Here is a 24,320-nt window from a genome sequence, read left to right as displayed (position 1 = left end):
CCGCTGGACTTCAACGGATTCGATCGTATGTTCGAACTCGGGTGAGGGTCGGTTCCGGCACTTCGCGGGCCGTCGCTCGGGCGCTGTGTACGTCTGATGTGGGTGTTTCCACATCCGTAGTACAAGTGGTGTGGCAACAGTGGTGGGTGCGGCACACAGGCCGTGTTCGCAGAGGACGCAGAAACTACCAACATCCCGAGCTAGGAGGCGCCGACGATGGCTTTGGAAAACCCGATCGGCAATCCGCTTGAACCACAGAACCGCCCGCAATTCACCGCCGAATTCAACACCCTTGGCCCCGTTGATGATTCGATGATCGGCGGCACCGCCGCCGCGTCGGCCATCGGTATCGGGACCGACTTCGGGTCGCCGCACGGGCCCGTCGCCGACGAGGCCGAGCCGGGTCGTCGTCATCTTTCGTTGGTGCCCAACGACTTCGACGATCTCTTCGACGCCGTCGAAGAGCAGTGGCAGGACCGTGCCCTGTGTGCGCAGACCGACCCCGAGGCGTTCTTCCCGGAAAAGGGTGGGTCGACACGTGAGGCCAAGCGGATCTGCCAGGGCTGCGAGGTCAAGTCCGAATGCCTCGAGTACGCCCTGCACAACGACGAACGCTTCGGCATCTGGGGCGGCCTGTCGGAGCGTGAGCGCCGGCGTCTCAAGCGCGGCATCATCTGACCGGCGTCACCATCTGACCGGACGGCTCGCGACGGAGTCGTCCCCACCGATCATCGACCGCGGATCACTCTGGTCCGCGGTCGATCGTGTCTTCGTCGACGCCCAGATGCGTCGCCACCTGTTGCACGAGTACCTCGTGGATCAGATCCAGCAACTCGGTGCCCTTCTTGGCCCGGGACTCCAGTGGCCGGCGGAACAGGATGATCTGCGCCCGCGTCGGTGCGCCGTTCACATCCATCCCGGCCGGGATCAGCCGTGCGAGCGGCACCGCACCGTCGGCGGTCACCTCGTCGGGCCACTCGACCGTCTCGGGGTCACGTGGCAGGAGCCGGGGGATCTCGTCGACGGCGATGTCGAGTCCGGCGATCTGGTCATGCCACTGCGCGTCGATCTCGGCGAACGCCTCCAGGGCGACCGCGTCGAATTCATCGGACCGGCTGTTGTGGGCGGGCACGCCCTGTGGCAGCAACGGCGAGCGCAGTCCCCGTCCGCGACGATCGCGGTGACGACCCGTCCGCCGACGACCGCGGCGCGCCTCCGGCAGGCCGGAGGAGCCACGTGGAGTCGGCTTCGGGTCGATACGCATGGCGAGAGTGTAGGAGGTCGGACGAGTCCGTGTCTCCTCCGGTCACTGCGTGTCTGCTCCGGCGGTCCGGGTCTTCGCCGGCCGCCCGCCCGGTGAGCGTGTCGCCGACGCGGTTGCGAGCGACGAGGGCTAATCTCGTCACGTGAAGCTTCCCCGACTGTGCTGCCGACCCGGCTGCGCCCGATCCGCGGTGGCTACCCTGACCTTCGTCTACGCCGAGTCGACCGCGGTGATCGGTCCGCTCGCGACGTCGCAGGAGCCGCACTCGTGGGACCTGTGCGACGATCACGCCCGCCGGATCACCGTCCCGCGCGGCTGGGAGATGCTGCGCAGCGAGCGGGGATTCTCCGCGCCGCCGGCCGAGGATCAAGAGCTGACCGCGCTCGCCGAGGCGGTTCGGGAAGCCGGAGCCGTCGCCGGCGGTGGACGCCCGCGGTACGTCGACCGCAGTCCGATCGACGCCCTCGACGCCTTCGAGGACACCGCGTTCGTCGAGGCCCATCGCGATGCCGTGGACGACCGTCGGACGGGTCGGCACCGCGCCGGCCCGGTCGATGCACCGTCGCAGCCGGCCGGGGCCCCGCGACACCAGACCCGGCCGCGCCCGGGGCGCCGCGGACACCTGCGGGTACTGCCGGACCCGGTCGACTGACCGGTCACCACCGCGCGGGGGGCGTGGACCACACAGACACTGTGCCGAGTACGTGCGCGCCGACTCCGCGACCTGGCTACCCTGGTGACATGCGAACCGGTTCCCCCGACCTCGACGACGCCGAGGAGCTGATCTCGGCCGATGTCGACGGTTTGCTGAGAGCGGTCGCGCTCGCCGGCGCACAGGTGCGCGCCGTCGCCGAAGCGGTGCGCGAAGGCGTGCTCGCCCCGCTCGCGGACCTGCGTCCCCGTAGCGTCATCGTGGTCCACGGTTCCAGCGGCGTCTCCCATCGGGCGACCGACTTCGCGGTGGCCACGCTCGGGGCCCGGGTGGACGTCCCGGTGGTCAGTGGTCCGGTGTTGCCCGGGTGGATCGGCCCGCTCGACGTCGTGATCGTCGCCGGCGACGATGCCGGGGACATGGCGCTCGCCGACGCCGCCGCGCGGGCGTTACGCCGGCGGGCCGAGGTCGTGGTGGTCGCCCCCGTGGCCGGGCCTCTTCGAGATGCGCTGGGCGGCAACGGGATCAACCTTGCGCCGCGGTTCGACATCGAACCCCGCTTCCGCTTCGTGGGGTTCGCCGCCGCGCTGCTCGCGGTGTTCGGTGCGCTGACCCAGGTCCGGTTCACCGGGAGCGTGCCCGCACTCGACGACCTCGCCGACGCACTCGACGACGAGGCCTCGACCGGACACCCGGCCCGCGACGCCTTCCACAATCGCGCCAAATCGCTGGCGCTGCGCGTCCGGGGCCGCCCCACCGTCTGGACGGCGGACAGCCCGGCCGGCGCGGCCATCGCCCGGCATGCCGTCGCCGGGCTCGTCGGACTCTCCGGGATCGTCAGCGCCGCAGCCGAACTCACGGACGTCTCGCGAATGGTGCAGTTGCTCGGGTCGCGCTCGGATGTCGCACCGAGTGCGGACTCGATCTTCTACGACCCCGACTTCGACGGACCGCCGGCAGCTCCCGCGCCGCGTGTCCAGGTCGTCTCGACGGGGCGGCGGGAATGGTTCACGCGTCAGCGGATCACCGGTCTCGGCGAGGTCGATCTCCTCGTCGGAATCGATCGTGCGCAAGAGACTTCGGCCGCCGGGGGCGCGGACGGCCGCGAGTGGGAGGACCGGCGTCCGGCGCCGGGTGAGGATCCGGTGGCCGACGGCCCGGGGGATGTACTGGATTTCCTGATCGTGGCACTACGGGTCGAGATGGCGGCGGTGTACCTCCGCCTGGTTGGGAACGCGTTGCAATGAGGATCATCGACGGAGTGGTGCGGCCATACGCCTGGGGGTCGCGGACCGCGATCGCGTCCATGCAGGGTAGGTCCGTGCCGTCGGCGCACCCGGAGGCGGAGCTGTGGTTCGGGTCCCATCCCGCGGGGTCGGCTCGGTGCGTCGATGTCGCCGGGATCGAGCAGGATCTCGTCGACGTGATCGACGCGGATCCGATCGGTACGCTCGGCGCGGCAAGCACGGCGGCTTTCGGCGAGCGTCTGCCGTTCCTCCTGAAGGTGCTCGCCGCCGAGGAACCGCTGTCCCTGCAGGCACATCCGTCCGCCGAACAGGCCCGGGCAGGATTCGAACGCGAGAACTCCCGCGGTGTCGCGCTCGAAGCCCGCGACCGCAACTACCGCGATCCATGGCACAAGCCCGAACTGATCGTCGCGACGACCCCGTTCGACGCCCTGGCCGGCTTCCGTCGACCGGAGGACACCATTCGGTTGCTCCGCGCACTGCAGGTCAGTGAGCTCGACCCCTATCTGGGGATGCTCGCGGGGCAGCCGGACTCGGAGGGGCTGCGGGCGCTCTTCACGACGTGGCTGACGCTGCCCGAGTCGCTGCTCCGTCAGCTGGTCCCGGCGGTACTCGCCGGCGCGGTCACCGTGCTGAGCGCGGGTGAGACGGAGTTCGTCGCCGAACTGCGGACGGTGTGTGAACTCGGGGAGGCCTACCCGAACGATCCCGGTGTCCTGGCATCGTTGCTGCTCAACAACATTCACCTTGAACCCGGGCAGGGTCTCTATCTGTCCGCGGGCAACCTGCACGCCTACCTCCGCGGTACGGGCGTGGAGATCATGGCGAACTCCGACAACGTGCTGCGGGGCGGACTGACGCCCAAACACATCGACGTTCCCGAGTTGTTGCGCGTCCTCGACTTCACCCCGGTCGATGTCTCGGACCTGACCCCGCAGATCCGGACCGTCGGCGCCGAGCGCGTGTACCTCACCCCCGCTCCCGAATTCCGGCTGTCGCGTGTCGAACTCGACGGGACGGGCCTCCACCACGCCTCGTCGATCTGCTTCGACATGCCGGGCCCGCAGATCCTCGCCGTGCTCAGCGGCGCGGTGGAGGTCCGACCGGCGGGTGGGAACCCGCTCACCGTGACGGCCGGACGGGCGGTGTGGATCACCGACGACGACCCGGACGTCATCGTCCGCGCGGCGTCGGCTCGTGCGGTCTTCTACCGCGCGCTGGTGCCGGCCGCGGTCTCGGCGCGACCCGACCCGACCTCATCGGTGGCGTCCGCGTCCGAATGATGTCAGTCCGTCAGCGCCGGACCGGAGTAGCCGCAGCGGTGCCCGCGGGTTCGGGGTAGCCGCCGATCAGGTTCCATTCGTCGGGGGTCGCGACCATGGTGACCAGGATCGGCCGCCCGCCGGTGTCGAGTGCGATGTCCTGTGGCGTACGCGGATTCTGACGCAGCGCGACGGTGGCGCCGTCGGCGGGTTCGCCGAGGCCCGGTGCGACGACGATCATCCGCGTGGTGTCGGGTTGTGGGGAAGGTGGCGCCACACCGTCGACGATGACCAGGCCGGGGCCGGGGCGCGCCGGGGTGCGGTCGCCCGAGAGTGACAGCGCGCTCGGATCGCCCACGGCGGTGACCACCGGGGTCCACCGGTGCGGGCGGTCGGTGTGCACGCGCACCGCGGCACCGACCGCGACTGCGCGGAGAGCGATCTGGGCCACGACGTGAATGCCCGCGGCGACCGAGACCGTGGAGATACCGGGTCCGACGAGCCGGGTGGCGACCGCGCGGCCGGCGTGATCGGCGCCGATGAGCTGGCCGCAACCGCCTGCCGGGATACGCGCCGAGGCGAGGAACGCCTCCGCCTCCGAACCCGTGAGTGCGGGTACGGCCCGGTCGAGCCGGGTCGGCGTCGAGATGGGGAGACTCGCTGCGAGAGCGTCGAACTGGCGGCCGTCGAGGGGGATCAGACCCGCGGGCCATCCACCGAGTGCGCGCCTCGCGGCGGGGAACTCGTTGACGCGGACGATCCCGGACACCTCGACCGTCGTGCGATCGCCGCGACGCCTGCCCTCGGTGACTCGTGGGCACAACTTCACGGTGACGGTCGTCGAGACCGCGGAGTTGACCCAGATGCCGCGCAGCACGTCGGTCAGGGCGGCCGGTTCGACGGCGGCGCTGCGCATCCGCAGACCGGCGACGCCGACCGAGTCGCGTTCCTCGGCGAGCGAGTCGAGGCTTGCGCCCTCGATGAGCTGCGCCGTGATGGCGGTGATCTGTGCCGCCGACAGGATGGTCGTCGACAAGCCGTGTTCGGCGAGCCTCTTGGCGACGCGGCGGGTGGTCACCGTCGCGGTGCGCAGTGCACCGGTCGCGCCGCCCCCGCGGCGGGCGACGGCGTCGGCGCAGTCGAGGGGATTGAGCCGGAGGACGACCAGCACCGACCGTTGGGCCGTCGCCGACAGCGGGCCCAGGGTGCGGTCGTAGGTGTCCGGCGCGATGCCCGAACCCCACACGCGCACACCGTGACTGATGACCTCGATGGAGCTGAGCCGGATGTCGTAGGGACTGATGCACTCGGCCAGGACGCCGAGGGGCACCACCTGGCCCGATTCGTCGCCGAGTTCGCTGTGGCCCGGGGTCAGGTAGGTGACGGCCGGGCTGCCCGGGTCCACCCGGACGACGGTGACCAGGGTGTCGCCGACCCACCTCGCGCCGATGGTCGTCGGAGCCGATGTCCGCCGTGCGGTGGCGTGGGTACTGGGGGCGGGCAGCGGGATGTCGAACGGGGCCGGGGCGAGATCGGCGTGGTCGCGGCGCATCCGCGACCACGAGAACGACAGATTCGCCACGATTCGACCGAACACCGACGGCCGGCCGCCGACCCGCACCAGACCTGCGGAGACGACCGCGGCCACGCCGAGTGCGGTTGCACCCCAGACGCTGCCGGACACCACCCAGACGACGAGTCCGAGCGCCAGCACCGCCTCGATCACGACGAGTGTGGGCAGTGCGATCCCACGCCTGTTCCGCTCCACGGTTGCGACCCCCTCGATCACCGCTGCCGACTGGCGTGTGCCGTCCACCGAGAGTGTGCACAAGCGGTGGAGCCCCACACGTCAGGGGCATGTTTGTCGGTTAGGCTACTACCGCGCGGCAGGGGGTATGCCGCAGGAGATCACAACCCGCTCGCCGCCGGAGAAGGTCCGACGCCGCGGCCCGGGTGCGGACAGGGGGAGCCGTGGCACGTCAGCTGACGACCAAAGCCCAGGTCAACGGCTACCGTTTCCTGATCAAGAGGCTCGAGCACGCCCTGGTACGACGCGACGTCCGGATGTTGCACGATCCCATGCGTTCACAGTTGCAGGCGCTCGTGGTCGGGACCGTCCTCGGTCTGCTGGTCCTCGGCGGGTGTGGAATCTGGGGCCTGATCCGGCCGCAGGGGTCCGTCGGCGACGCCACGATCATCGTCAGCAAGAACAGCGGCAGCACCTACGTCCTGATCGAGGACACCCTGCATCCCGTCCTCAACCTGGCCTCGGCACGGCTGGTGACGGGTAGCTCGGAGTCGCCGACCTCGGTCGGGGACAACAAGCTCAAGCCGTACCCGCGCGGACCCCTGTTGGGCATCCCGGGTGCGCCGGCGGCACTGCCGAAGTCGGCGCACCCGGACTCCTCCACCTGGACGGTCTGCGATTCGTCGACCGTGTCGGACGCGCCGGTCGAGTCGATCGAGCAGACCGTCATCGCCGAGACGCCGCGTCTGGGTGACGCGATCGGGACGGCGAACCCCGCCGACGCCGTGCTCGTCGATGGCGGCGACCAGACCTTCCTGGTGTATCAGCTGTTCCGGGACGGTGTCTGGAGTCCGGTCCGTGCCGCTGTCGACACCGAGAGCGCGCCCGTCATGCGGGCCCTCGGTCTCGAGGGGGCCACGCCCCGGCAGATGTCCACCGGCCTACTCAACACCTTCCCACTGGTCGATCCGCTTGCCGTGCCGGAGATCTCGGGTGCCGGCCAGCCCGGGGCAGTCGACGGCGCGAGTGTCGGCAGTGTCGTCAAGTCGGTCGGTGTCGACGACACGACGTCCTATCATCTGGTGCTGCGCGACGGGGTGCAGGAGATCAGCGCCCCGACCGCCGAACTCATGCGGCTGGCCGACTCCGACGCAGCTCCGGTGACCACCGTCGCCCCGGGGCAGCTCGCTGCGCTGAGAACCGTGGAGTCGGAACCCGTCTCGGACTTTCCCGAAGTCGCGCCGACGCTGCTGGACGTGGGCGGCGATCCGACGCTGTGCCGCACCTGGACCCGCGGGACGGGGGAGCCGCGCGCACAGACGACGTTGCTCGCGGGGCGTGAACTGCCGCTCGCGTCGGACGCGGTGCCGGTCCGGCTGACGTCGTCCGATGGTGCCGGACCGAACCTCGACGCGGTCTACATGCCGCCGGGCTCGGGCCAGTATCTGCAGGTGACCGGCAACGAGGCGGACAGCTCGCGCACCGAATCGCTGTTCTACGTCAACGATTCGGGTGTGCGGTTCGGCGTGCCGGACTTCGAGACCGGCGGCATCCTCGGGCTCGGGGATTCACCGTCCCGCGCGCCGTGGTCGGTGGTGTCGCTGCTGGCGCCCGGGCCGACCCTCTCGCGCGAGAACGCCCTCGTCGCGCACGACGGCCTGGAGACCGCACGACTCGACGCCGGCGCGGAGCACACCGAAGGACCCTCGACCGGCGGATGATCGACGGCGCTCCCGCCGCGGCCCTACGTGAGCGGGCCGCCGACGATGTTGCCGACGATCCCGCGGATGACGTTGGTGCCATCCTCGGATCGCAGTTCCTCGTACCAGGCCGCGGTCGCCTCCGGGTCCTTGCCGTGCGTGACGTCGCAGCGCTTCCGTGCGCGGAGCACGAGGTCGGCGGCCCGTTCGGTGCGTGACGCCTCATAGGTCGCGAGGGCCGCGTGCAGGTCGTCGGCGTGATCACGGAAGGCGAACTGCAGGGCGATCGCATCTTCCATCGCCGAACAACCACCCTGCCCGATGTCGGGGGTGGTGTTGTGTGCGGCGTCGCCGAGTAGTGCTACATGTCCCCGGACCCAGGTGTGGAACGGATCGATGTCGAGGATCTCGACGCGGTTGGTGGTCGCGGGATCCAGTGTCTCGATGAGCTTCTGGACGCCGGGCGCCCATCCGGCGAACTCCTCGGCGAGCACCTCGCGTGCGGTTCCACGTTCGAACGGAACCCCTTCAGGCATGGTCACGTCGAAGAAGAAGTAGAACCGGTTGCCCGCCACCGGCATCACCGATACCCGACGCGAATCGCCCACGTAGGTGGTCCATTCGGTGGCCGGTCCGATCTCCTCGTCGATCGGGACGAGTCCGTTGAAGTTCACGTACCCCGCGTAACGACGCTCGACCGCGTGACCGAGCACATGGTCGCGGGCAAGCGATCTCGCACCGTCGGCGGCGATGACGACATCACCCTGGGCAGTGGTGCCGTCGGCGAATTCGACAGTGGCGCCGTCCGGACCGTCGTGGACGGCGACCATCTTCTTGCCGAACCGGATCTCGTCGTGGCCGAAGGCGTTCATGAGCATGAGCTGGAGTTCGGCGCGTGCGATCGGGTAAGGACGTTGCCCGACCTCGTCGATGAGCGGTGCCATGCTGAAGCGGCACATCGTCTCTCCGGTGAATGCGTCGATGTAGCTCATCGAATCGACGATGCCGCCCAGCGCGGCGGTCTCGGCTTCGAGGCCGAGGTGGTTCAGGCACTTGACCCCGTTGGACCACACCGAGATCGCCGCGCCGACGGGGCGGTTCTCGGTGACCTGCTCGTATATCTCGACCTCGTGCCCGAGCTGTCGCAACGCGATGCCCGCCGAGGTCCCGCCCATACCGGCGCCGATGATCACAGCTTTCACAGGAACCCAGGCTAGGTGTCCGCGAGCCGCGGCGCGCGGCGAGTACGCCGGACACCTCGCCGCCTGACCCGCCGCCGCGAGGACGTCGTGACCGGGATGGACCCGACGGGTCAGGACCGGTCGTGTCCGGTGACGAGCGCGGTGACCATGTCCTGCCACTGATGGGTGATCGTCTCGAGGTCGAGCCCGACGTCCACCAACAGGTAGCGGACCGAACTCGCCGAGAGCGGCGCCTGGACAGTGAGGGCCAGGAAATCCAGCGCGCCGTCGAAACCCAACTGGCGCAACAGGATCTGCACATGCTGGGTGGACGTTCGGGCCACCGGGTGACTCATGAAGTCCTCGGCGCCGGCGCCGGCCTCCAGCAGGATGTCGAGGTGGTCGGCGGTGAGCTTGAGGCGAGCGCGACCGTAGGCGAGGAGTCGGTCGAGCGGGGGAGCGCCGGGACCCAGCGGCTCCGGACCGGACAGATACGCCTGCTGGATCTCGGACTCGCTGTGGTCGAGGAGAGCGAGCATGAGCCCGGTCCGGCTGCCGAAGCGACGGAACACTGTGCCCTTGCCCACACCCGCTTCGCGGGCAACCGCCTCCATCGTCACCGCGGCCGCACCGTGGTGATCGATGAGGTTCTTGGCGGCAGCCAGCAGCAGACGCCGGTTACGTGCGGCGTCGGCACGTTCGGTCCCCGAAGAATTGAGCGAGATGTGGAGTGGGGAGTGGTCGGGCCCGTTTGGCACGTGATGAGCGTAACTCTTGACCAGATGCGGAATGAATCGGACCCTGGTCCGGTTAGAGCATGTCGTAGACAAGGTCGCGTGGACTTCCACGGACTCCTGTGCCATCGAGAGGAATCACATGTCGGAACGAGTCGTCGAACTGGTCGCGCTGGTCGGAAGCCTGCGTACGGCCTCGGTCAACCGCCAGCTCGCCCACCTGGCCGCGGACAATGCGCCGTCGGGAGTCTCCATCACGGTCGTCGACAATCTCGGCTCGCTGCCGTTCTACAGCGAGGACATCGACATCGAGGAGCAGCTCGACCCAGCCGTGGCGAACCTGCGCCAGATCGTCGGCGCCGCCGACGGCGTGCTGATCGCGACCCCCGAGTACAACGGCACCATCCCCGCCGCACTCAAGAACGCCATCGACTGGTTGTCGCGGCCCTACGGCACCGGCGCGCTCACGGGCAAGCCCGTCGCGGTGCTGAGCGCGGCCCTCGGCCAGTACGGCGGCGCGTGGACCCGTGAGGACACCCGTAAGTCGGTCGGCATCGCCGGCGGTCGCGCGATCGCGGAAGCCGACCTCGGTCTGCAGCTCGCGGCACTGCCCGAGGCCGGCCTGGATTCTCCGGAGGTCGTCGAGAAGGTCGTCGCGTCCGTCACCCGGCTCGTCGACGAGGTCGCTGTCAGCGCCTGACCCGCACCAACGTCCCGACGCCGCGCCCGGCCCTTGCCCGGCGCGGCGTCGTCGTGTCCGGGGGTGCCGGCGTCGGGCCGCGAGTGCGACCGGGGGCGGATGTGGATGGTCGGTGGACATGTTGTGGACCGCCTCGGGACAGCCTGTGAACGACACGCCGGACGCGCGGAGGACACGCGGGGGATTTGTGATCGTGCACCGCTCCGACCTGCATGTCTTCCATCAATGTTATTCACAAGCCCTTGTGGTGACCAGAAATGTCAGCCACTAGGTGTAGTGTTTGAGCTACCAGTCAGGCAGACGACGAGAAGCAGTTCGACTCCTCGGAGAAAGCCACCACGATGGTGATCCAGGTCACCATCTTCACGCTGGGAAACCGCACGTCACTGGCGATTCCTACGACCCGAGGAGTACCTCCGAATGTCTATCACCGTCTACACGAAGCCGGCCTGCGTCCAGTGCAATGCCACCTACAAGGCCCTCGACAAGCAGGGTCTGTCCTATGAGATCGTCGACATCAGCGAAGATGCCGAGGCGCGTGACTACGTGATGGCGCTCGGCTACCTGCAGGCACCCGTCGTGGTTGCCGGTGACGCGCACTGGTCGGGCTTCCGTCCCGACCGCATCAAGGCACTCGCCACCGCCGCTGCCTGATCTGCCGTCACCATCACGGTGACATCGCCCGCCCGACCGGCGGTGCAGAGGCGATCCGACGGGGAAGCCGGATCACATCGCATCGCGAGGTCATCGAGGAAATGGTCACGCCGCTCACGGCGTTGACACCGACAGTGCCGGGCCGGACACGGCCGGCGAGATCACGAGAACTACCGGCTGGAGGAGACATGGCGGCAGAATCGCCGTTGATCGTGTATTTCTCCTCCGTCTCGGAGAACACCCACCGGTTCGTCGAGAAACTGGACATGCGCGCCGTGCGCATCCCGGTCCTCGATCGGACCGGTGTTTTCCGTGTCGACGAGCCGTATGTCCTGGTCTGCCCGACCTACGGCGGGGGCAAGGCGACGGGGCAACCCGGCGGCTACGTTCCCAAGCAGGTCATCCGCTTCCTCAACGACGAACACAATCGGTCATCGATCAGGGGGGTGATCGCGGCGGGTAACACGAACTTCGGCGAGGAGTTCTGTTACGCCGGCGATGTCATCGCACGGAAGTGCCACGTCCCCTACCTCTACCGGTTCGAATTGATGGGCACCTCCGACGATGTCGACCGCGTCCGCGCGGGACTCGCCGAATTCGCCCAGAGTCCGGCGTTCGCGGCGAGCGTGTCGCTCAGCGCCTCGCCCGCCTGACCTGCGGATTCCGCTCGATCAGGCTTTGTCGTACCCCTCCCATACTCTGGCCGCACCGGCCCTCGGTAACAGCCACCACTACCCGCAGGAGTCATCTGTCGTGTCGCCCACCGCCGCCGTCTCGGACACCACTTCAGCCAGCAAGTCGGGTGTGCACCCCGGGCCCTCGGGACACGACCCGGGCGAGCTCGACTACCACGCCCTCAATGCGATGCTCAACCTGTACGACGCCGAGGGCAAGATCCAGTTCGACAAGGATCGCGAAGCCGCGAACCAGTACTTCCTGCAGCACGTCAACCAGAACACGGTCTTCTTCCACGATCTCGACGAGAAGCTCGACTACCTCGTCGAGGAGAACTACTACGAGCCCGAGGTCCTTGCGAAGTACGACCGCGAGTTCGTCAAGAGCCTCTTCGGGCACGCCTACAGCAAGAAGTTCCGTTTCCCGACCTTCCTCGGGGCGTTCAAGTACTACACGAGCTACACGCTCAAGACGTTCGACGGCAAGCGGTACCTGGAGCGTTTCGAGGATCGCGTGTGCATGGTGGCGCTGACCCTGGCCGACGGCGACACGGCCCTCGCGCGCAACCTCACCGACGAGATCATCGACGGCCGGTTCCAGCCGGCGACGCCGACCTTCCTCAACTCCGGCAAGAAGCAGCGCGGCGAACCCGTCTCGTGCTTCCTGCTGCGTATCGAGGACAACATGGAGTCGATCGGCCGGTCGATCAACTCGGCCTTGCAGCTCTCCAAGCGCGGCGGCGGAGTTGCCTTGCTGCTCAGCAACATCCGTGAGCACGGTGCGCCGATCAAGAAGATCGAGAACCAGAGTTCGGGTGTCATCCCGATCATGAAGCTGCTGGAGGACTCCTTCTCCTACGCCAACCAGCTCGGTGCCCGGCAGGGCGCGGGCGCGGTGTACCTGCACGCACACCACCCCGACATCTATCGCTTCCTCGACACCAAGCGCGAGAACGCGGACGAGAAGATCCGTATCAAGACCCTGTCGCTTGGTGTGGTCATCCCGGACATCACGTTCGAGCTGGCCAAGGCCAACGACGACATGTACCTGTTCAGTCCGTACGACGTCGAACGTGTCTACGGCGTACCGTTCGCCGACGTCAACGTGACGGACAAGTACCACGAGATGGTCGAGGACCGTCGCATCCGCAAGACCAAGATCAAGGCGCGCGAGTTCTTCCAGACCCTCGCCGAGCTGCAGTTCGAGTCGGGATACCCGTACATCATGTTCGAGGACACGGTGAACCGGGCCAACCCGATCGACGGCAAGATCACGCACTCCAATCTGTGCTCGGAGATCCTGCAGGTGTCGACGCCGTCGACCTTCAACGACGACCTGTCCTATGCCGAAGTGGGCAAGGACATCTCGTGCAACCTGGGTTCGCTGAACATTGCCAAGACGATGGATTCGCCCGACATCGGCCAGACCATCGAGACCGCGATCCGTGGCCTCACCGCGGTGAGCGACCAGACCACGATCACGTCGGTGCCCTCGATCGAGCACGGCAACAATCAGTCCCACGCCATCGGCCTGGGGCAGATGAACCTGCACGGATACCTGGCGCGTGAGCGGGTCTTCTACGGCAGCGAAGAAGGCATCGACTTCACGAACATCTACTTCTACACGGTGCTCTATCACGCGCTGCGCGCGTCGAACCGGATCGCCGCCGAGCGCGGCCGGGCGTTCACCGGCTTCGAGAAGTCGAAGTACGCGAGCGGTGAGTTCTTCGACAAGTACACCGAGAAGGTGTGGGAGCCGGCGACCCAGAAGGTGCGAGACCTGTTCGGGCAGGCCGGGATCGCCATTCCGACCCAGGACGACTGGCGCGAGCTGAAGGCCGCCGTCCAGCGTGACGGCATCTACAACCAGAACCTGCAGGCCGTCCCGCCGACCGGTTCGATCAGCTACATCAACCACTCGACCAGTTCGATCCACCCGGTCGCCGCCAAGATCGAGATCCGCAAGGAAGGCAAGATCGGCCGCGTCTACTACCCGGCGCCGTACATGACGAACGACAACCTGGAGTACTACCAGGACGCGTACGAGATCGGGTACGAGAAGATCATCGACACCTACGCCGCGGCCACGCAGCACGTCGATCAGGGCCTCAGCCTGACTCTCTTCTTCAAGGACACCGCCACCACCCGCGACGTCAACAAGGCGCAGATCTACGCATGGCGCAAGGGCATCAAGACGCTCTACTACATCCGCCTGCGCCAGATCGCGCTCGAGGGGACCGAGGTGGAGGGTTGCGTCAGCTGCATGTTGTGATCTGCTGCGAGGCAACATCTTTCAGGACTTCCAGACTCCAATTGACCAGTTAGACGAGGAAAAGTCATGACCTCCACCCAAAGCCACAGCCCCGCCGACGGAGCGCCCATCAAGCTGGTCAGCCGGGTCTCGGCGATCAACTGGAACCGCGTACCCGACGAGAAAGACGCCGAGGTGTGGGATCGCCTCACCGGCAACTTCTGGTTACCCGAAAAGGTGCCGGTGTCCAACGACATCCCGTCGTGGGGCACGCTCACCGAATACGAGAAGCAGCTCACCATGCGGGTGTTCACCGGTCTCACCCTGCTCGACACCATCCAGGGCACGGTCGGCGCGGTGTCGCTGATCCCGGACGCCACCACTCCGCACGAGGAGGCGGTGCTCACCAACATCGCCTTCATGGAGTCGGTGCACGCCAAGAGCTACAGCTCGATCTTCTCCACTCTGTGCTCCACCAAGGAGATCGATGAGGCGTTCCGCTGGTCGGAGGAGAACGAGCAGCTGCAGCGCAAGGCGCAGATCGTCATGGATTACTACCGTGGCGACGACCCGCTGAAGCGCAAGGTCGCCTCGACGCTGCTCGAGTCGTTCCTGTTCTACTCCGGCTTCTACCTGCCGATGTACTGGTCCAGCCGCGCGAAGCTCACCAACACCGCCGACCTGATCCGCCTCATCATCCGCGACGAAGCGGTGCACGGGTACTACATCGGCTACAAGTATCAGCGCGGACTCGAGGTCGAGACCCCGGAGCGTCGTCAGGAGCTCAAGGACTACACCTTCGAGTTGCTGTTCGAGCTCTACGACAACGAGAGTGACTACACCGAGGCTCTGTACGACGAGGTCGGGCTGAGCGAGGACGTCAAGAAGTTCCTGCGCTACAACGCGAACAAGGCCCTGATGAATCTGGGCTACGAGGCCATGTTCCCGCGCGACGAGACCGACGTGAACCCGGCGATCCTGTCGGCGCTGTCGCCCAACGCCGACGAGAACCACGACTTCTTCTCCGGGTCGGGCAGTTCCTACGTCATCGGCAAGGCCGTCAACACCGAGGACGAGGACTGGGACTTCTAGTTTCGCTACGAATCGCCGGCGGTGAGGCGGTCGTAGAGATCGCCGAGCTCGTCGATCGCCTCGGCGATGTCGGCGGGCGCGACGCCGGTGGCTCGCAACGCCGCCCGTAGTTCGCCGCCGTCGAGCGCGGTCAGCGGGTTCATCCGCGACGGCGACGGCAGCGGCGGCAGCGTCGACGCGGTGCCGTAGAAGTCGTCGACCTGCAACGACTCCGACCCGGCGTCGTCCGAGGACCGTGATGCCGGAGGGCGAGAGTCGATCTCGGCCAGCAGCGCTCGCAGGTCGGTGCCCATCACGGTCAGCAGGGTCAACGGGGTGCGGTCGATCTCGGCGGCCACCTCGTAACAGGTGACGAGCGCATGGATGCACCGCGGCGCCTCGTCGGGGCACGTGCAGTCGGTCTCGACGTCGGCGGATTCGGTGGGCACCAGCAGCTCACCCAGCGCCGGCGGCTGTTCGCCGCGGGTGAGCAGCATGAGTTCATCGCCAGCGTTGCGCTCGCGGAGTAGGTTCGCGAGTGTCGGGGTGTCGACGGTGCGGGTGGTCAGGATGACGTCGAACGGCTCGAGCTGGGTGCCCTCCACCGAGGCGGTCACCCGGCCGGCGTCGATCCGCAGGCCGCGCAGATGCCGATCGCGGAAATACCTGCGCGCCTTGGTGATACGACGGCTGTCGGCGACCGATTCGCCGTCGGCGCCGCGGCCCTCGACGACATCGACGAAGGCGCGTGACCACGAGGTGAGGCCATAGCCGCGGACCGCGATCGTGCCACGCTCACCGCGTCGTTGCGTGCCCTTCTTGCGCACCGTCATTCGCTGACCGCCTCGTCGCGCAGCCGGAAGAGTTCGAAGAGCTCGTCGTCGGCGAGGTCGGACACCCAGTTCTCGCCGGCCGCGACCGTCAGCCGGGACAGCTCACGTTTCTTGGCGATCATGTCGTCGATGCGCTCCTCGATGGTGCCGACACAGACGAACCGATGCACCGACACCTTCTGGTCCTGGCCGATCCGGTAGGCGCGGTCGGTGGCCTGGTCCTCGACGGCCGGGTTCCACCACCGATCGACGTGAATGACGTTGTTGGCCGCGGTCAGGTTGAGCCCGGTGCCGCCGGCTTTCAGCGTCGCCAGCAGGACCGGCGGCCCGTCGTCGGACTGGAAGGCGGCGACGAGGCGGTCGCGCTCGGTGCGACCCAGACCGCCGTGCAGGAGCGGGATCTCGCTGCCGAACTCCGCGGACAACCACGACGACAGCATGTCACCGAAGGCGGCGAACTGGGTGAAGACCAATGCGCGGTCGCCCTCCTCGGCGACGGTGGAGACGATGTCGGCCAGCAGTTCGACCTTGCCGGAGCGGTGTTCGCCGTCGCGGACGAGGTCGGTGCCGTCGGCGAGATAGTGCGCGGGGTGGTTGCACACCTGCTTGAGGCGGGTCAGTGCGGCCAGCACGTTGCGGCGTCGTAGTGTGCGCTGCTGCTTGTCGCGCAATGCCGCCATCAGTTCGTCGATCACCGCGCGGTACAGCGCCGCCTGCTCGACGGTGAGGTTGGCCCGGACGGCGAAGTCCGCCTTCTCCGGGAGGTCGGCGGCAATCGCCGGATCGGTCTTCTCGCGGCGCAGGATGAACGGCCGGGTGATCGCGGACAACCGTCGGAGGGCGGCCGGGTCACGATCCCGTTCGATCGGTTCGGCGTAGCGTGCACGGAACACCGACGCGGACCCGAGCAGGCCGGGGTTGACCAGGTCGATGACGGCGCGGAGATCCTCCAGGCGGTTCTCGACCGGGGTGCCGGTGAGGGCGAGTCGGTGGTCGGCGGGGACCGTCCGAACCGCCTTGGCCGCAATGGTGTTCACGTTCTTGAGGTGCTGGGCCTCGTCGACCACGATTCGATGCCATGGTCGTGAGGACAGCAGCTCGTGGTCGCGCGCCGCGATCGCGAAGGTGGTGACCACGATGTCGACGGACTCGCGGACGCTGGCGAACGCCGCCCCGGACTCGCGGGACGGCCCGTGGTGGATCGCCACACGGAGCGCGGGCGCGAACCGGGCGAACTCCCGCGCCCAGTTGCCGACCAGGGACATCGGGCAGACGACGAGCGTCGGCTTCCGACGATCATCGGCAGGCGACGCGGACGGACCGCTGCGCTCGTGGCATTCCAGAGCGATGACCTGCAGGGTCTTGCCCAGGCCCATGTCGTCGGCCAGCACGCCGCCCACACCGAGAGTCGCCAGATGGGCGAGCCAGTCCAGGCCGCGCTGCTGGTAGGGACGCAGGGTGGCGGTCAACCCCGTCGGTGGCGCGACGGATTCGGGACGAAGGACGCCGGTGTCGGCGACGTCGTCGAGCCAGGAGAGGCCTTCGACTCGTGACACCGGTACGGGTAGACGGTCCGACTCGCCGGTGACGAGATTGAACAGCTCGCCGAAGTCGCTCGGCGGTTCGGCCGCGGCCAGCGCGCGTTGGGTGGCGACGAACGTGGCTGCCCGGGTCAGCGCGGCGCCCTCGGCGCGCATCCACACCCCGCGCACGCGGACCAGATCGCCTTTCTGGCCGGACAATTCGTCGAGGTCGGCGTCGGTGAGCGTGATCGCGTCGGGGGTGTCGCCGAGGGCGAGACGCCACTCGAACTCCCGGATCTCCCGCAGGCCGACCATCGCCGCCGGTGCCCCGCCGCCGGGCGGGGCGAGCGCGCGCAGGGTCAGACTCGGACGGACCTCGGCGATCGTCCTCGGCAGCAGAACCGGGATGCCGACGGCGCCGAGCGCCGCCGCGCCCGTGGCGAAGAGTTCTTCCGCGATCGCGGTCGGCAGCAGGAAGTCGAGGGAGCCCCGATCGGGGTCGGCGCGGCCCAGTTCGGGGAATTCGCGGACTGCCGCAGCCAACTCGGTCGTCAGTTCGTCGAGTTCGTGGGCGTCGAGGCGGTGCGGCGCGACGGGTTCGACCTGTCCGTCGATGCTCCGACGACAGACCTGCAGTCGCCACCGCGAGGTCTCGGCCACCTCGGAGCGGCTCGGCGGGTCGACGGTGTCGTCGTCCCATTCGTCGGCCCACGGAGTGTCGGCGAGGTCGTCGTACTCGGGTTCGTGCAGCCGGAAGATGAGTGAACGATCGTCGCGCGGAGCGCCGGCGTTCCACCGCGACCAGCCACCCGCGGCGGCGGCGAGACGTTCCGGCGAGCTGGGCGGGCGGGGATCGGCGTCGGGGAGCAGTGCCCGCACGATGGGTGACGCGGGCCGTGGTTCACCGAGGCGGACGGTGGAACGAGCGATGGCAGAACGGCATTCGTGGTCGACGAGTTCGGCGAGGAAGTCGTCCAGCGCGGGTGCGGACCCGTTGTGCAACAGCGCATCCGGAGCGCTTCCCACGAAGACGGCATGCCAGCTGCGCCACGTCGGCGTCGCGACGACGACCCAGCGCACCATCCACTCGCCGGCCACCTGCTGGACCGACGGCGCCACGGTGCCCGACCGCACGAAGGCCCGCACACCGTCGAGGAGATATCGATACCAGCGGACATCGCCGGTCACCGCGATGGATCGCGACGCGTCGAGAAGCGTGATCGCCGACGTCATGCCCAACGTCGCGGCGCGGACGAAACGTCGGTGGCCGTCGGCGTCGACGACGGGGATCTCGCTGCGGAAGCGACGGCCGTCGAGTAGGTCGCGAAGGGGCGCGGCGAGATCGGACGGGTCCCCGTCGACCCACACCGCCAGGCCGACGCCCGGTCGCCACAGGGCGTGCAGGGGCTCGGCGGGGCTGGGCTTCGGGGCAGAGTCGGTGGCAGGCTGCCCGCTGGACGGCGCATCATGTGGCATGGAGGATCGTCGGCCAGTTTAGCGACGGGCTACGACACCAGTCGTCGACGGCGGACGGTGCGCGAGACCACCCGACAGTGGTTTGCCCGTTCGGGGAGCCGGGTATCGACGATCGTCGCCCGGCAGACCGGCCGGAACGATCGTAGGAGGTACCGATGGGACAGTCCGAGAGCTCCGCGACCTCGGGGGACAGGGATACCGGCAAGGGTCCGGACAAAGAAGTCGAGAAGGATCCGCCCGGCCCGCAGGACCACGGACGCGAGGGCGGGATGGCCACGCGCGAGAACGCCCCCGAAGCGGTCCAGCGCTCCGAGGGCGGCGACTCGTAGGAAGGTCGGGTAACCCGGGTCAGGACACCTCGCGCAGGAGTCCGGTCGCGACGTCGAAGACGAACCCGCGCAACGACGTGGTCTTGGTGACGAACGGGCTGTTCTGGATCCGGGTGATCGATTGGCGGACGTCCTCGTCGAGATCGGCGAACGCCTCCGCCGACCACGCGGGCTTCTGCCCGATCTCGTCCTGGATCTGGCGCTTGAAGTCGTCGTCGGTGAACGTCAGCATGCCGCAGTCGGTGTGGTGGATGAGGATGATCTCGGTGGTGCCGAGCAGTCGCTGACTGATGGCCAGGGAGCGGATCTCGTCGTCGGTCACCACCCCGCCGGCGTTGCGGATCACGTGGGCCTCGCCCTCGTTCAATCCGAGGATGCGGTAGACGTCGAGGCGGGCGTCCATACAGGCCACCACCGCGACGTGCTTGGCCGGCGGCAGGGGCAACGGCCCGGTGAAGGTCTTGGCGTATTCGGCGTTGTTCTCGAGGCATTCGTCGGTGACACTCATGCGCCGATCCTGATGTGTCGACGTCGCCCCGGCGAGGGTTTGGACGTGGGTGATCGGAAGTGGCCGAAACGGCACCCGGCAGATGTAGCGCATCGTTGCGCCTGGGGCAACGATGCGCGACACCTGCCGATCGGAGACCGTCAGGAGTTGCCGTCGAGTGAGCCCTTGACGTCGTTGAGGACCAGCCAGGCGGCGGCGAGTCCCGAGGACTCGTACCAGACGTCGTCGTCGACGGCGAGCACACGTTTCCACACGGGTGCGCCCAGGCTGAGCCATTCGTCGCTGAGCAGGACCTGTTCCCCGTGGGCGAGGCCTTCCTCGCCTTCGAAGCTCACATAGATGAGGTCGGCGTCGGCGTCGCGGAAGTTCTCGTCGGTGACGGCGAAGGAGTCGGGCACGCGCTGCGGGCCGGGCCGCTGGACGCCGATGTCCCCGAGCACCTGGCCGGCGAAGGTGTTCATCCCGGCGATGGTCTCGGAGTCGTCGCCGAATCGCACCAGCGACACCTGGGTGTGCGAGGCGTCCATACGCCGGCCGGTCTTGGTCGCCTCGGTCGTGTACTCGGCGAGACGTGTCCGACCCGACCCGCTGCGGTTCACGGCGTCGGCGACGGCCTGGAACTGCTCTTGCCAGGTGCCGTCGGCCGGGATGGTGACGGTGCGGACACCGGGGAACGCGCGGGCGGAGTCCGCGGTGTCGGCGGTGGTGAGGACGAGTCCGGCGTCGGCGTCGGCGACCGCCGCGGCGTCGGGCGTCGGTCCGATGGCCGGGACCGAGGTCAGTTGGGGACCGAGATACTCGGGCACGGAACCGGGTTCGGCAGCCACCGCGACGACCTCGGGGCCGAGCCCGAGGGCGCACAGCGCGTCGAGGACGGCGGGGTCGGTCACGACGATGCGGTCGACGTCGGCCTCACCCGGATCCGGCGCGGTGGGTGCGAGGCACGTCTTCGCGTAATCACGGTCGGCCGAGACGATGTTCACCTCCGCCACCCGTGTCGTCACGGTGGAGATGGGGGAGCCGTCCGGAGTCGTCAGCGGTTCCTCGCCCGAACAGGAGGCCAGCGCGACCACGGTCAACCCGATCGTGGTCGCCAGGCCGATGCGTCGGACGAGTGAGCGCCGGGTCTCGCCGGTGGCTGCCTCGACACTTCTGGCGGCCTCGTTCGCGACCGTGACCCTCCGTTGCACCCGCCCAACCTAGCACCGGCCCCGGGGCACCCGGCGTAGGCTCGGATGCGCACTCCCGGGCGCCGGACGCCGGCGATCTGAGGGGTGCTCCGAGAGCCTGGCGCGTCGTCGAAGAAACCGCCGATGAGCACTGCCGATCCGGTGGCTCCGACATCGAATACGACAGATCGTAGGACCCGCTCGGCCCGGGCACCGGTGAGGGTTTAGGATCAGTAACCAGCGCTCGGTTTGTTCATGTGCCGACCGACGGCCGAAGGGGTTCGGCGTCGGGTTCGGGCAAGAGGAGGATCTGTGACCGCGGTAGACCAACCCACCACGCAAGTGGCTCCAGTGCGTCCGTTCCCGGAGCGCTATCAGCCCAAGGGTTCGTTCATCTACAAGCTGTTGACGACGACCGATCACAAGTTGATCGGCATGATGTACATCACCGCCTGCTTCGCGTTCTTCCTCATCGGCGGCCTCATGGCCCTGCTGATGCGTGGCGAGCTCGCGATGCCGGGCATGCAGTTCCTGTCCACCGAGCAGTTCAACCAGCTCTTCACGATGCACGGCACCGTGATGCTGCTGATGTACGCGACGCCGATCGTGATCGGCTTCGCCAACTTCGTGTTGCCGCTGCAGATCGGTTCGCCCGACGTCGCCTTCCCGCGACTCAACGCACTCGGCTTCTGGCTGTTCGTCTTCGGTTCGACCATCGCCGTCGCCGGCTTCATCACCCCCGGTGGCGCCGCCGACTTCGGCTGGACCGCGTACACGCCGCTGACCGACGCCGTGCACAGCCCCGGCATCGGCGCCGACCTGTGGATCATGGGTCTGGCCGTCTCGGGTCTCGGCACCATCCTCGGTGGCGTCAACATGGTCACCACCGTCATCTGTCTCCGCGCACCCGGCATGACGATGTTCCGCATGCCGATCTTCACCTGGAACATCCTGGTGACCAGCGTGCTGATCCTCCTCATCTTCCCGCTGCTGACCGCGGCGCTGATGGGTCTCGAGGTCGACCGCCAGTTCGGTGCCCACATCTACGACCCGGCCAACGGCGGCGTCATCCTGTGGCAGCACCTGTTCTGGTTCTTCGGACATCCCGAGGTGTACGTCATCGCACTGCCGTTCTTCGGCATCGTGTCCGAGGTCTTCCCGGTCTTCTCGCGCAAGCCGATCTTCGGTTACTCCGGTCTGATCTACGCCACGCTCGCCATCGCCGCCCTGTCGGCCGCGGTGTGGGCCCACCACATGTACGTCACCGGCGCCGTGCTGCTGCCGTTCTTCGCCTTCATGACGTTCCTGATCGCGGTGCCCACCGGCGTGAAGTTCTTCAACTGGATCGGCACGATGTGGCGCGGTCACATCACGTTCGAATCCCCGATGCTGTTCTCGGTCGGCTTCATCGTGACGTTCCTCTTCGGTGGTCTGACCGGCGTGCTGCTCGCGAGCCCGCCGCTGGACTTCCACCTGTCCGACAGCTACTTCGTCGTCGCGCACTTCCACTACGTGCTCTTCGGCACCATCGTGTTCGCCACCTACGCCGGCATCTACTTCTGGTTCCCGAAGATGACCGGACGCATGCTCGACGAGCGACTCGGCAAGATCCACTTCTGGCTGACGTTCATCGGCTTCCACATGACCTTCCTGGTGCAGCACTGGCTGGGCAACGAGGGCATGCCGCGTCGCTACGCCGACTACCTCCCGTCGGACGGCTTCACGACGCTGAACATGATCTCGACCGTGGGCGCGTTCATCCTCGGCCTGTCGACCCTGCCGTTCCTGTGGAACGTCTTCCGCAGCTACCGCTACGGCGAGGTCGTGACCGTCGACGACCCGTGGGGCTTCGGCAACTCGCTCGAGTGGGCCACCTCCTGCCCGCCGCCGCGCCACAACTTCACCGAGCTGCCCCGCATCCGGTCGGAGCGCCCGGCGTTCGAGCTGCACTACCCGCACATGATCGACCGCATGCGTGCCGAGGCACACGTCGGACCGGGCCACGCCGCGGGCAAGGACCGTCAGATGGAAGAGGCTCGTCGCGAGCCGTTCACCGTGGGAACGCACGAGGGATCCCCGGATCCCGACCCGCGCTGACCCGGTGAGCAAGGACTCGACAGCCAGTTCCGGTACGACCGTCCTGGTCACTGTCACCGGTCCCGACCGGCCAGGTGTCACCTCTGTTCTCATGGGTGCCCTGGCCGGTCAGGCCGTTGCACTGCTCGACGTCGAGCAGGTGGTCATCCGCGGGCAGCTGACCCTCGGCGTGCTGGTGTCCTCCACCGGCGACCCCGAGGCGCTGCAGGAAGTCGTCGAACAGGCGATGGCGTCCATCGGTTTCGACGTCCGGGTGGAGATCGGGGTCGATCCCGGTAGCCGCTCGCCGTCCTCGCATGCCGTCGTGATCCTCGGCAGCCCGGTCACCGCCACCGCGTTCAGCGCCGTCGCGGCGAAACTGGCGAGCCAGGGCGGCAACATCGACTCGATCCGCGGAATCGCCGACTACCCGCTCACCGGCCTCGAACTCATGGTCAGCGTTGCCGGCCGGGGTGGTGTCGCCGCCGACGCCGCCCTCCGCAAAGGCCTCGCCGAGGTTGCTGCGAAGCATTCGGTCGACATCGCCGTGGAGCGCGGCGGACTCGCTCGGCGCGCCAAGCGCCTGATCGTCTTCGACGTCGACTCGACCCTCATCCAGGGCGAGGTGATCGAGATGCTCGCCGCGCACGCGGGCCGCGAAGCCGAGGTCGCCGCGGTGACCGAGGCGGCGATGCGAGGTGAACTCGATTTCGCGCAGTCCCTTCACGAACGCGTCAAGGCCCTGGCCGGACTCGACGCGAGTGTTCTCGACGATGTCGCCAAGTCACTCGAACTGACCCCCGGTGCTCGGACGACGATCCGTACGCTGCACCGTCTCGGATTCCACTGCGGTCTCGTGTCCGGCGGTTTCCGTCAGGTCATCGACGGACTCGCGCACGAACTCGAACTCGACTTCGTCCGGGCCAACACCCTGGAGATCGTCGACGGGAAACTCACCGGCCGGGTCGTCGGCGAGGTCGTCGACCGGATGGGCAAGGCGCATGCGCTGCGGTCGTTCGCCGATCAGGTCGGGGTGCCGATGGAGCAGACGATCGCGGTGGGCGACGGCGCCAACGACATCGACATGCTCAGCGTCGCCGGGCTGGGAATCGCCTTCAACGCGAAGCCGGCGCTGCGCGAGGTCGCCGACGCCACGCTGAATCACCCGTTTCTCGACGGGGTCCTGTTCATCCTGGGCGTCTCCCGCGACGAGATCGAGGCGGCCGACGCCGCCGACGGCGTCTATCGCCGGGTACCCCTGGGCTGACC

General features: G+C 68.0%; 21 protein-coding genes. 13 read left to right on the top strand and 8 right to left on the bottom strand.

What is annotated here, in order from left to right; translation table 11 throughout:
* Positions 1 to 420 precede the first annotated feature (420 nt).
* A complete protein-coding gene (locus tag KB201_RS12430; protein WP_171011557.1) occupies positions 421 to 678 on the top strand; it encodes a WhiB family transcriptional regulator in 258 nt (85 codons plus the stop codon).
* Between the two features lie 64 nt (positions 679 to 742).
* Here KB201_RS12430 and KB201_RS12425 read toward each other — a convergent pair whose 3' ends face one another.
* Positions 743 to 1,264, bottom strand: a complete 522-nt coding sequence (locus KB201_RS12425) for a metallopeptidase family protein (RefSeq protein WP_058252540.1) — start codon at positions 1,262 to 1,264, stop codon at positions 743 to 745.
* A 142-nt stretch (positions 1,265 to 1,406) separates the two neighbouring features.
* On the opposite strand from KB201_RS12425, the gene KB201_RS12420 reads away from it, so the two are divergent.
* The 3 genes from KB201_RS12420 to manA all read left to right on the top strand — a co-directional run bounded on the left by KB201_RS12420 (position 1,407) and on the right by manA (position 4,446).
* A complete protein-coding gene (locus KB201_RS12420) occupies positions 1,407 to 1,916 on the top strand; it encodes a DUF3499 domain-containing protein (protein WP_171011554.1) in 510 nt (169 codons plus the stop codon).
* Positions 1,917 to 2,005: 89 nt separating this feature from the next.
* Positions 2,006 to 3,163 carry a hypothetical protein gene (locus tag KB201_RS12415; RefSeq protein ID WP_058252542.1) on the top strand — a complete coding sequence of 386 codons (1,158 nt, stop codon included), beginning with the start codon at positions 2,006 to 2,008 and terminating at the stop codon, positions 3,161 to 3,163.
* On the top strand, positions 3,160 to 4,446 hold the full coding sequence (manA, locus tag KB201_RS12410; RefSeq protein ID WP_211539386.1) for a mannose-6-phosphate isomerase, class I: 1,287 nt from the start codon (positions 3,160 to 3,162) through the stop codon (positions 4,444 to 4,446). The genes KB201_RS12415 and manA overlap by 4 nt, the downstream gene beginning before the upstream one ends.
* A gap of 10 nt (positions 4,447 to 4,456) precedes the next feature.
* On the opposite strand, the gene eccE is transcribed toward manA, so the two are convergent.
* Positions 4,457 to 6,193 carry a type VII secretion protein EccE gene (eccE, locus tag KB201_RS12405; protein WP_055475942.1) on the bottom strand — a complete coding sequence of 579 codons (1,737 nt, stop codon included), beginning with the start codon at positions 6,191 to 6,193 and terminating at the stop codon, positions 4,457 to 4,459.
* Positions 6,194 to 6,396: 203 nt separating this feature from the next.
* On the opposite strand from eccE, the gene eccB reads away from it, so the two are divergent.
* Positions 6,397 to 7,893, top strand: coding sequence for a type VII secretion protein EccB (gene eccB, locus KB201_RS12400; RefSeq protein WP_055475905.1), 1,497 nt, complete (start codon positions 6,397 to 6,399; stop codon positions 7,891 to 7,893).
* Positions 7,894 to 7,916: 23 nt separating this feature from the next.
* Here the strand turns inward: eccB and hpxO are convergent, their stop codons facing one another.
* Together hpxO and KB201_RS12390 are read right to left on the bottom strand one after the other, a co-directional pair.
* On the bottom strand, positions 7,917 to 9,074 hold the full coding sequence (gene hpxO / locus KB201_RS12395; protein WP_211539385.1) for an FAD-dependent urate hydroxylase HpxO: 1,158 nt from the start codon (positions 9,072 to 9,074) through the stop codon (positions 7,917 to 7,919).
* A 110-nt stretch (positions 9,075 to 9,184) separates the two neighbouring features.
* Positions 9,185 to 9,811 carry a TetR/AcrR family transcriptional regulator gene (locus KB201_RS12390; protein WP_065632656.1) on the bottom strand — a complete coding sequence of 209 codons (627 nt, stop codon included), beginning with the start codon at positions 9,809 to 9,811 and terminating at the stop codon, positions 9,185 to 9,187.
* Between the two features lie 118 nt (positions 9,812 to 9,929).
* Between KB201_RS12390 and KB201_RS12385 the strand changes: the two genes are divergently transcribed.
* The 5 genes from KB201_RS12385 to nrdF all read left to right on the top strand — a co-directional run bounded on the left by KB201_RS12385 (position 9,930) and on the right by nrdF (position 15,158).
* Entirely contained in the window at positions 9,930 to 10,487 is a 558-nt protein-coding gene (locus tag KB201_RS12385; RefSeq protein WP_055475908.1) for an NAD(P)H-dependent oxidoreductase, read from the top strand.
* 420 nt (positions 10,488 to 10,907) lie between these two features.
* Positions 10,908 to 11,141, top strand: a complete 234-nt coding sequence (locus tag KB201_RS12380) for a redoxin NrdH (protein WP_004019249.1) — start codon at positions 10,908 to 10,910, stop codon at positions 11,139 to 11,141.
* A 188-nt stretch (positions 11,142 to 11,329) separates the two neighbouring features.
* Positions 11,330 to 11,794 carry a class Ib ribonucleoside-diphosphate reductase assembly flavoprotein NrdI gene (gene nrdI / locus KB201_RS12375; RefSeq protein WP_055475910.1) on the top strand — a complete coding sequence of 155 codons (465 nt, stop codon included), beginning with the start codon at positions 11,330 to 11,332 and terminating at the stop codon, positions 11,792 to 11,794.
* 100 nt (positions 11,795 to 11,894) lie between these two features.
* Complete coding sequence (gene nrdE / locus KB201_RS12370) at positions 11,895 to 14,087, top strand: class 1b ribonucleoside-diphosphate reductase subunit alpha (RefSeq protein WP_058252547.1); 2,193 nt, start codon at positions 11,895 to 11,897, stop codon at positions 14,085 to 14,087.
* Between the two features lie 66 nt (positions 14,088 to 14,153).
* Positions 14,154 to 15,158, top strand: a complete 1,005-nt coding sequence (gene nrdF / locus KB201_RS12365) for a class 1b ribonucleoside-diphosphate reductase subunit beta (protein ID WP_058252548.1) — start codon at positions 14,154 to 14,156, stop codon at positions 15,156 to 15,158.
* Positions 15,159 to 15,163: 5 nt separating this feature from the next.
* Here nrdF and KB201_RS12360 read toward each other — a convergent pair whose 3' ends face one another.
* Entirely contained in the window at positions 15,164 to 15,970 is an 807-nt protein-coding gene (locus KB201_RS12360) for a hypothetical protein (RefSeq protein ID WP_211539384.1), read from the bottom strand.
* A complete protein-coding gene (locus KB201_RS12355; RefSeq protein WP_249145385.1) occupies positions 15,967 to 18,969 on the bottom strand; it encodes a DEAD/DEAH box helicase in 3,003 nt (1,000 codons plus the stop codon). The genes KB201_RS12360 and KB201_RS12355 overlap by 4 nt, the downstream gene beginning before the upstream one ends.
* Positions 18,970 to 19,124: 155 nt before the next feature.
* Here KB201_RS12355 and KB201_RS12350 point away from each other — a divergent pair, with 155 nt between their 5' ends.
* On the top strand, positions 19,125 to 19,298 hold the full coding sequence (locus tag KB201_RS12350) for a hypothetical protein (protein ID WP_211539383.1): 174 nt from the start codon (positions 19,125 to 19,127) through the stop codon (positions 19,296 to 19,298).
* A gap of 19 nt (positions 19,299 to 19,317) precedes the next feature.
* Here the strand turns inward: KB201_RS12350 and KB201_RS12345 are convergent, their stop codons facing one another.
* Complete coding sequence (locus KB201_RS12345; protein ID WP_211539382.1) at positions 19,318 to 19,806, bottom strand: carbonic anhydrase; 489 nt, start codon at positions 19,804 to 19,806, stop codon at positions 19,318 to 19,320.
* Positions 19,807 to 19,946: 140 nt separating this feature from the next.
* Entirely contained in the window at positions 19,947 to 20,996 is a 1,050-nt protein-coding gene (locus tag KB201_RS12340; protein ID WP_211539381.1) for an ABC transporter substrate-binding protein, read from the bottom strand.
* A gap of 291 nt (positions 20,997 to 21,287) precedes the next feature.
* Between KB201_RS12340 and ctaD the strand changes: the two genes are divergently transcribed.
* Entirely contained in the window at positions 21,288 to 23,072 is a 1,785-nt protein-coding gene (ctaD, locus tag KB201_RS12335) for a cytochrome c oxidase subunit I (RefSeq protein ID WP_065632663.1), read from the top strand.
* A gap of 4 nt (positions 23,073 to 23,076) precedes the next feature.
* Positions 23,077 to 24,318 (top strand): phosphoserine phosphatase SerB, encoded by a 1,242-nt coding sequence (gene serB, locus KB201_RS12330; protein ID WP_068970709.1) that lies wholly within the window; start codon positions 23,077 to 23,079, stop codon positions 24,316 to 24,318.
* Positions 24,319 to 24,320: the final 2 nt, after the last annotated feature.

The sequence above is a fragment of the Gordonia sp. SCSIO 19800 genome (genome assembly GCF_018132775.1).
Taxonomy (GTDB): domain Bacteria; phylum Actinomycetota; class Actinomycetes; order Mycobacteriales; family Mycobacteriaceae; genus Gordonia; species Gordonia hongkongensis.
Note: the sequence above shows the minus strand (reverse complement) of the source record. Positions and strands in the feature narration are given on the sequence as shown.

Coding starts and splice junctions, on each gene's coding strand:
- KB201_RS12425 (WP_058252540.1), bottom strand. CDS start 1,264: ATGCGTATCGACCCGAAGCCGACTCCACGTGGCTCCTCCGGCCTGCCG.
- nrdF (WP_058252548.1), top strand. CDS start 14,154: ATGACCTCCACCCAAAGCCACAGCCCCGCCGACGGAGCGCCCATCAAG.
- KB201_RS12355 (WP_249145385.1), bottom strand. CDS start 18,969: ATGCCACATGATGCGCCGTCCAGCGGGCAGCCTGCCACCGACTCTGCC.
- KB201_RS12345 (WP_211539382.1), bottom strand. CDS start 19,806: ATGAGTGTCACCGACGAATGCCTCGAGAACAACGCCGAATACGCCAAG.
- manA (WP_211539386.1), top strand. CDS start 3,160: ATGAGGATCATCGACGGAGTGGTGCGGCCATACGCCTGGGGGTCGCGG.
- KB201_RS12360 (WP_211539384.1), bottom strand. CDS start 15,970: ATGACGGTGCGCAAGAAGGGCACGCAACGACGCGGTGAGCGTGGCACG.
- KB201_RS12380 (WP_004019249.1), top strand. CDS start 10,908: ATGTCTATCACCGTCTACACGAAGCCGGCCTGCGTCCAGTGCAATGCC.
- KB201_RS12350 (WP_211539383.1), top strand. CDS start 19,125: ATGGGACAGTCCGAGAGCTCCGCGACCTCGGGGGACAGGGATACCGGC.
- KB201_RS12385 (WP_055475908.1), top strand. CDS start 9,930: ATGTCGGAACGAGTCGTCGAACTGGTCGCGCTGGTCGGAAGCCTGCGT.
- nrdI (WP_055475910.1), top strand. CDS start 11,330: ATGGCGGCAGAATCGCCGTTGATCGTGTATTTCTCCTCCGTCTCGGAG.
- KB201_RS12415 (WP_058252542.1), top strand. CDS start 2,006: ATGCGAACCGGTTCCCCCGACCTCGACGACGCCGAGGAGCTGATCTCG.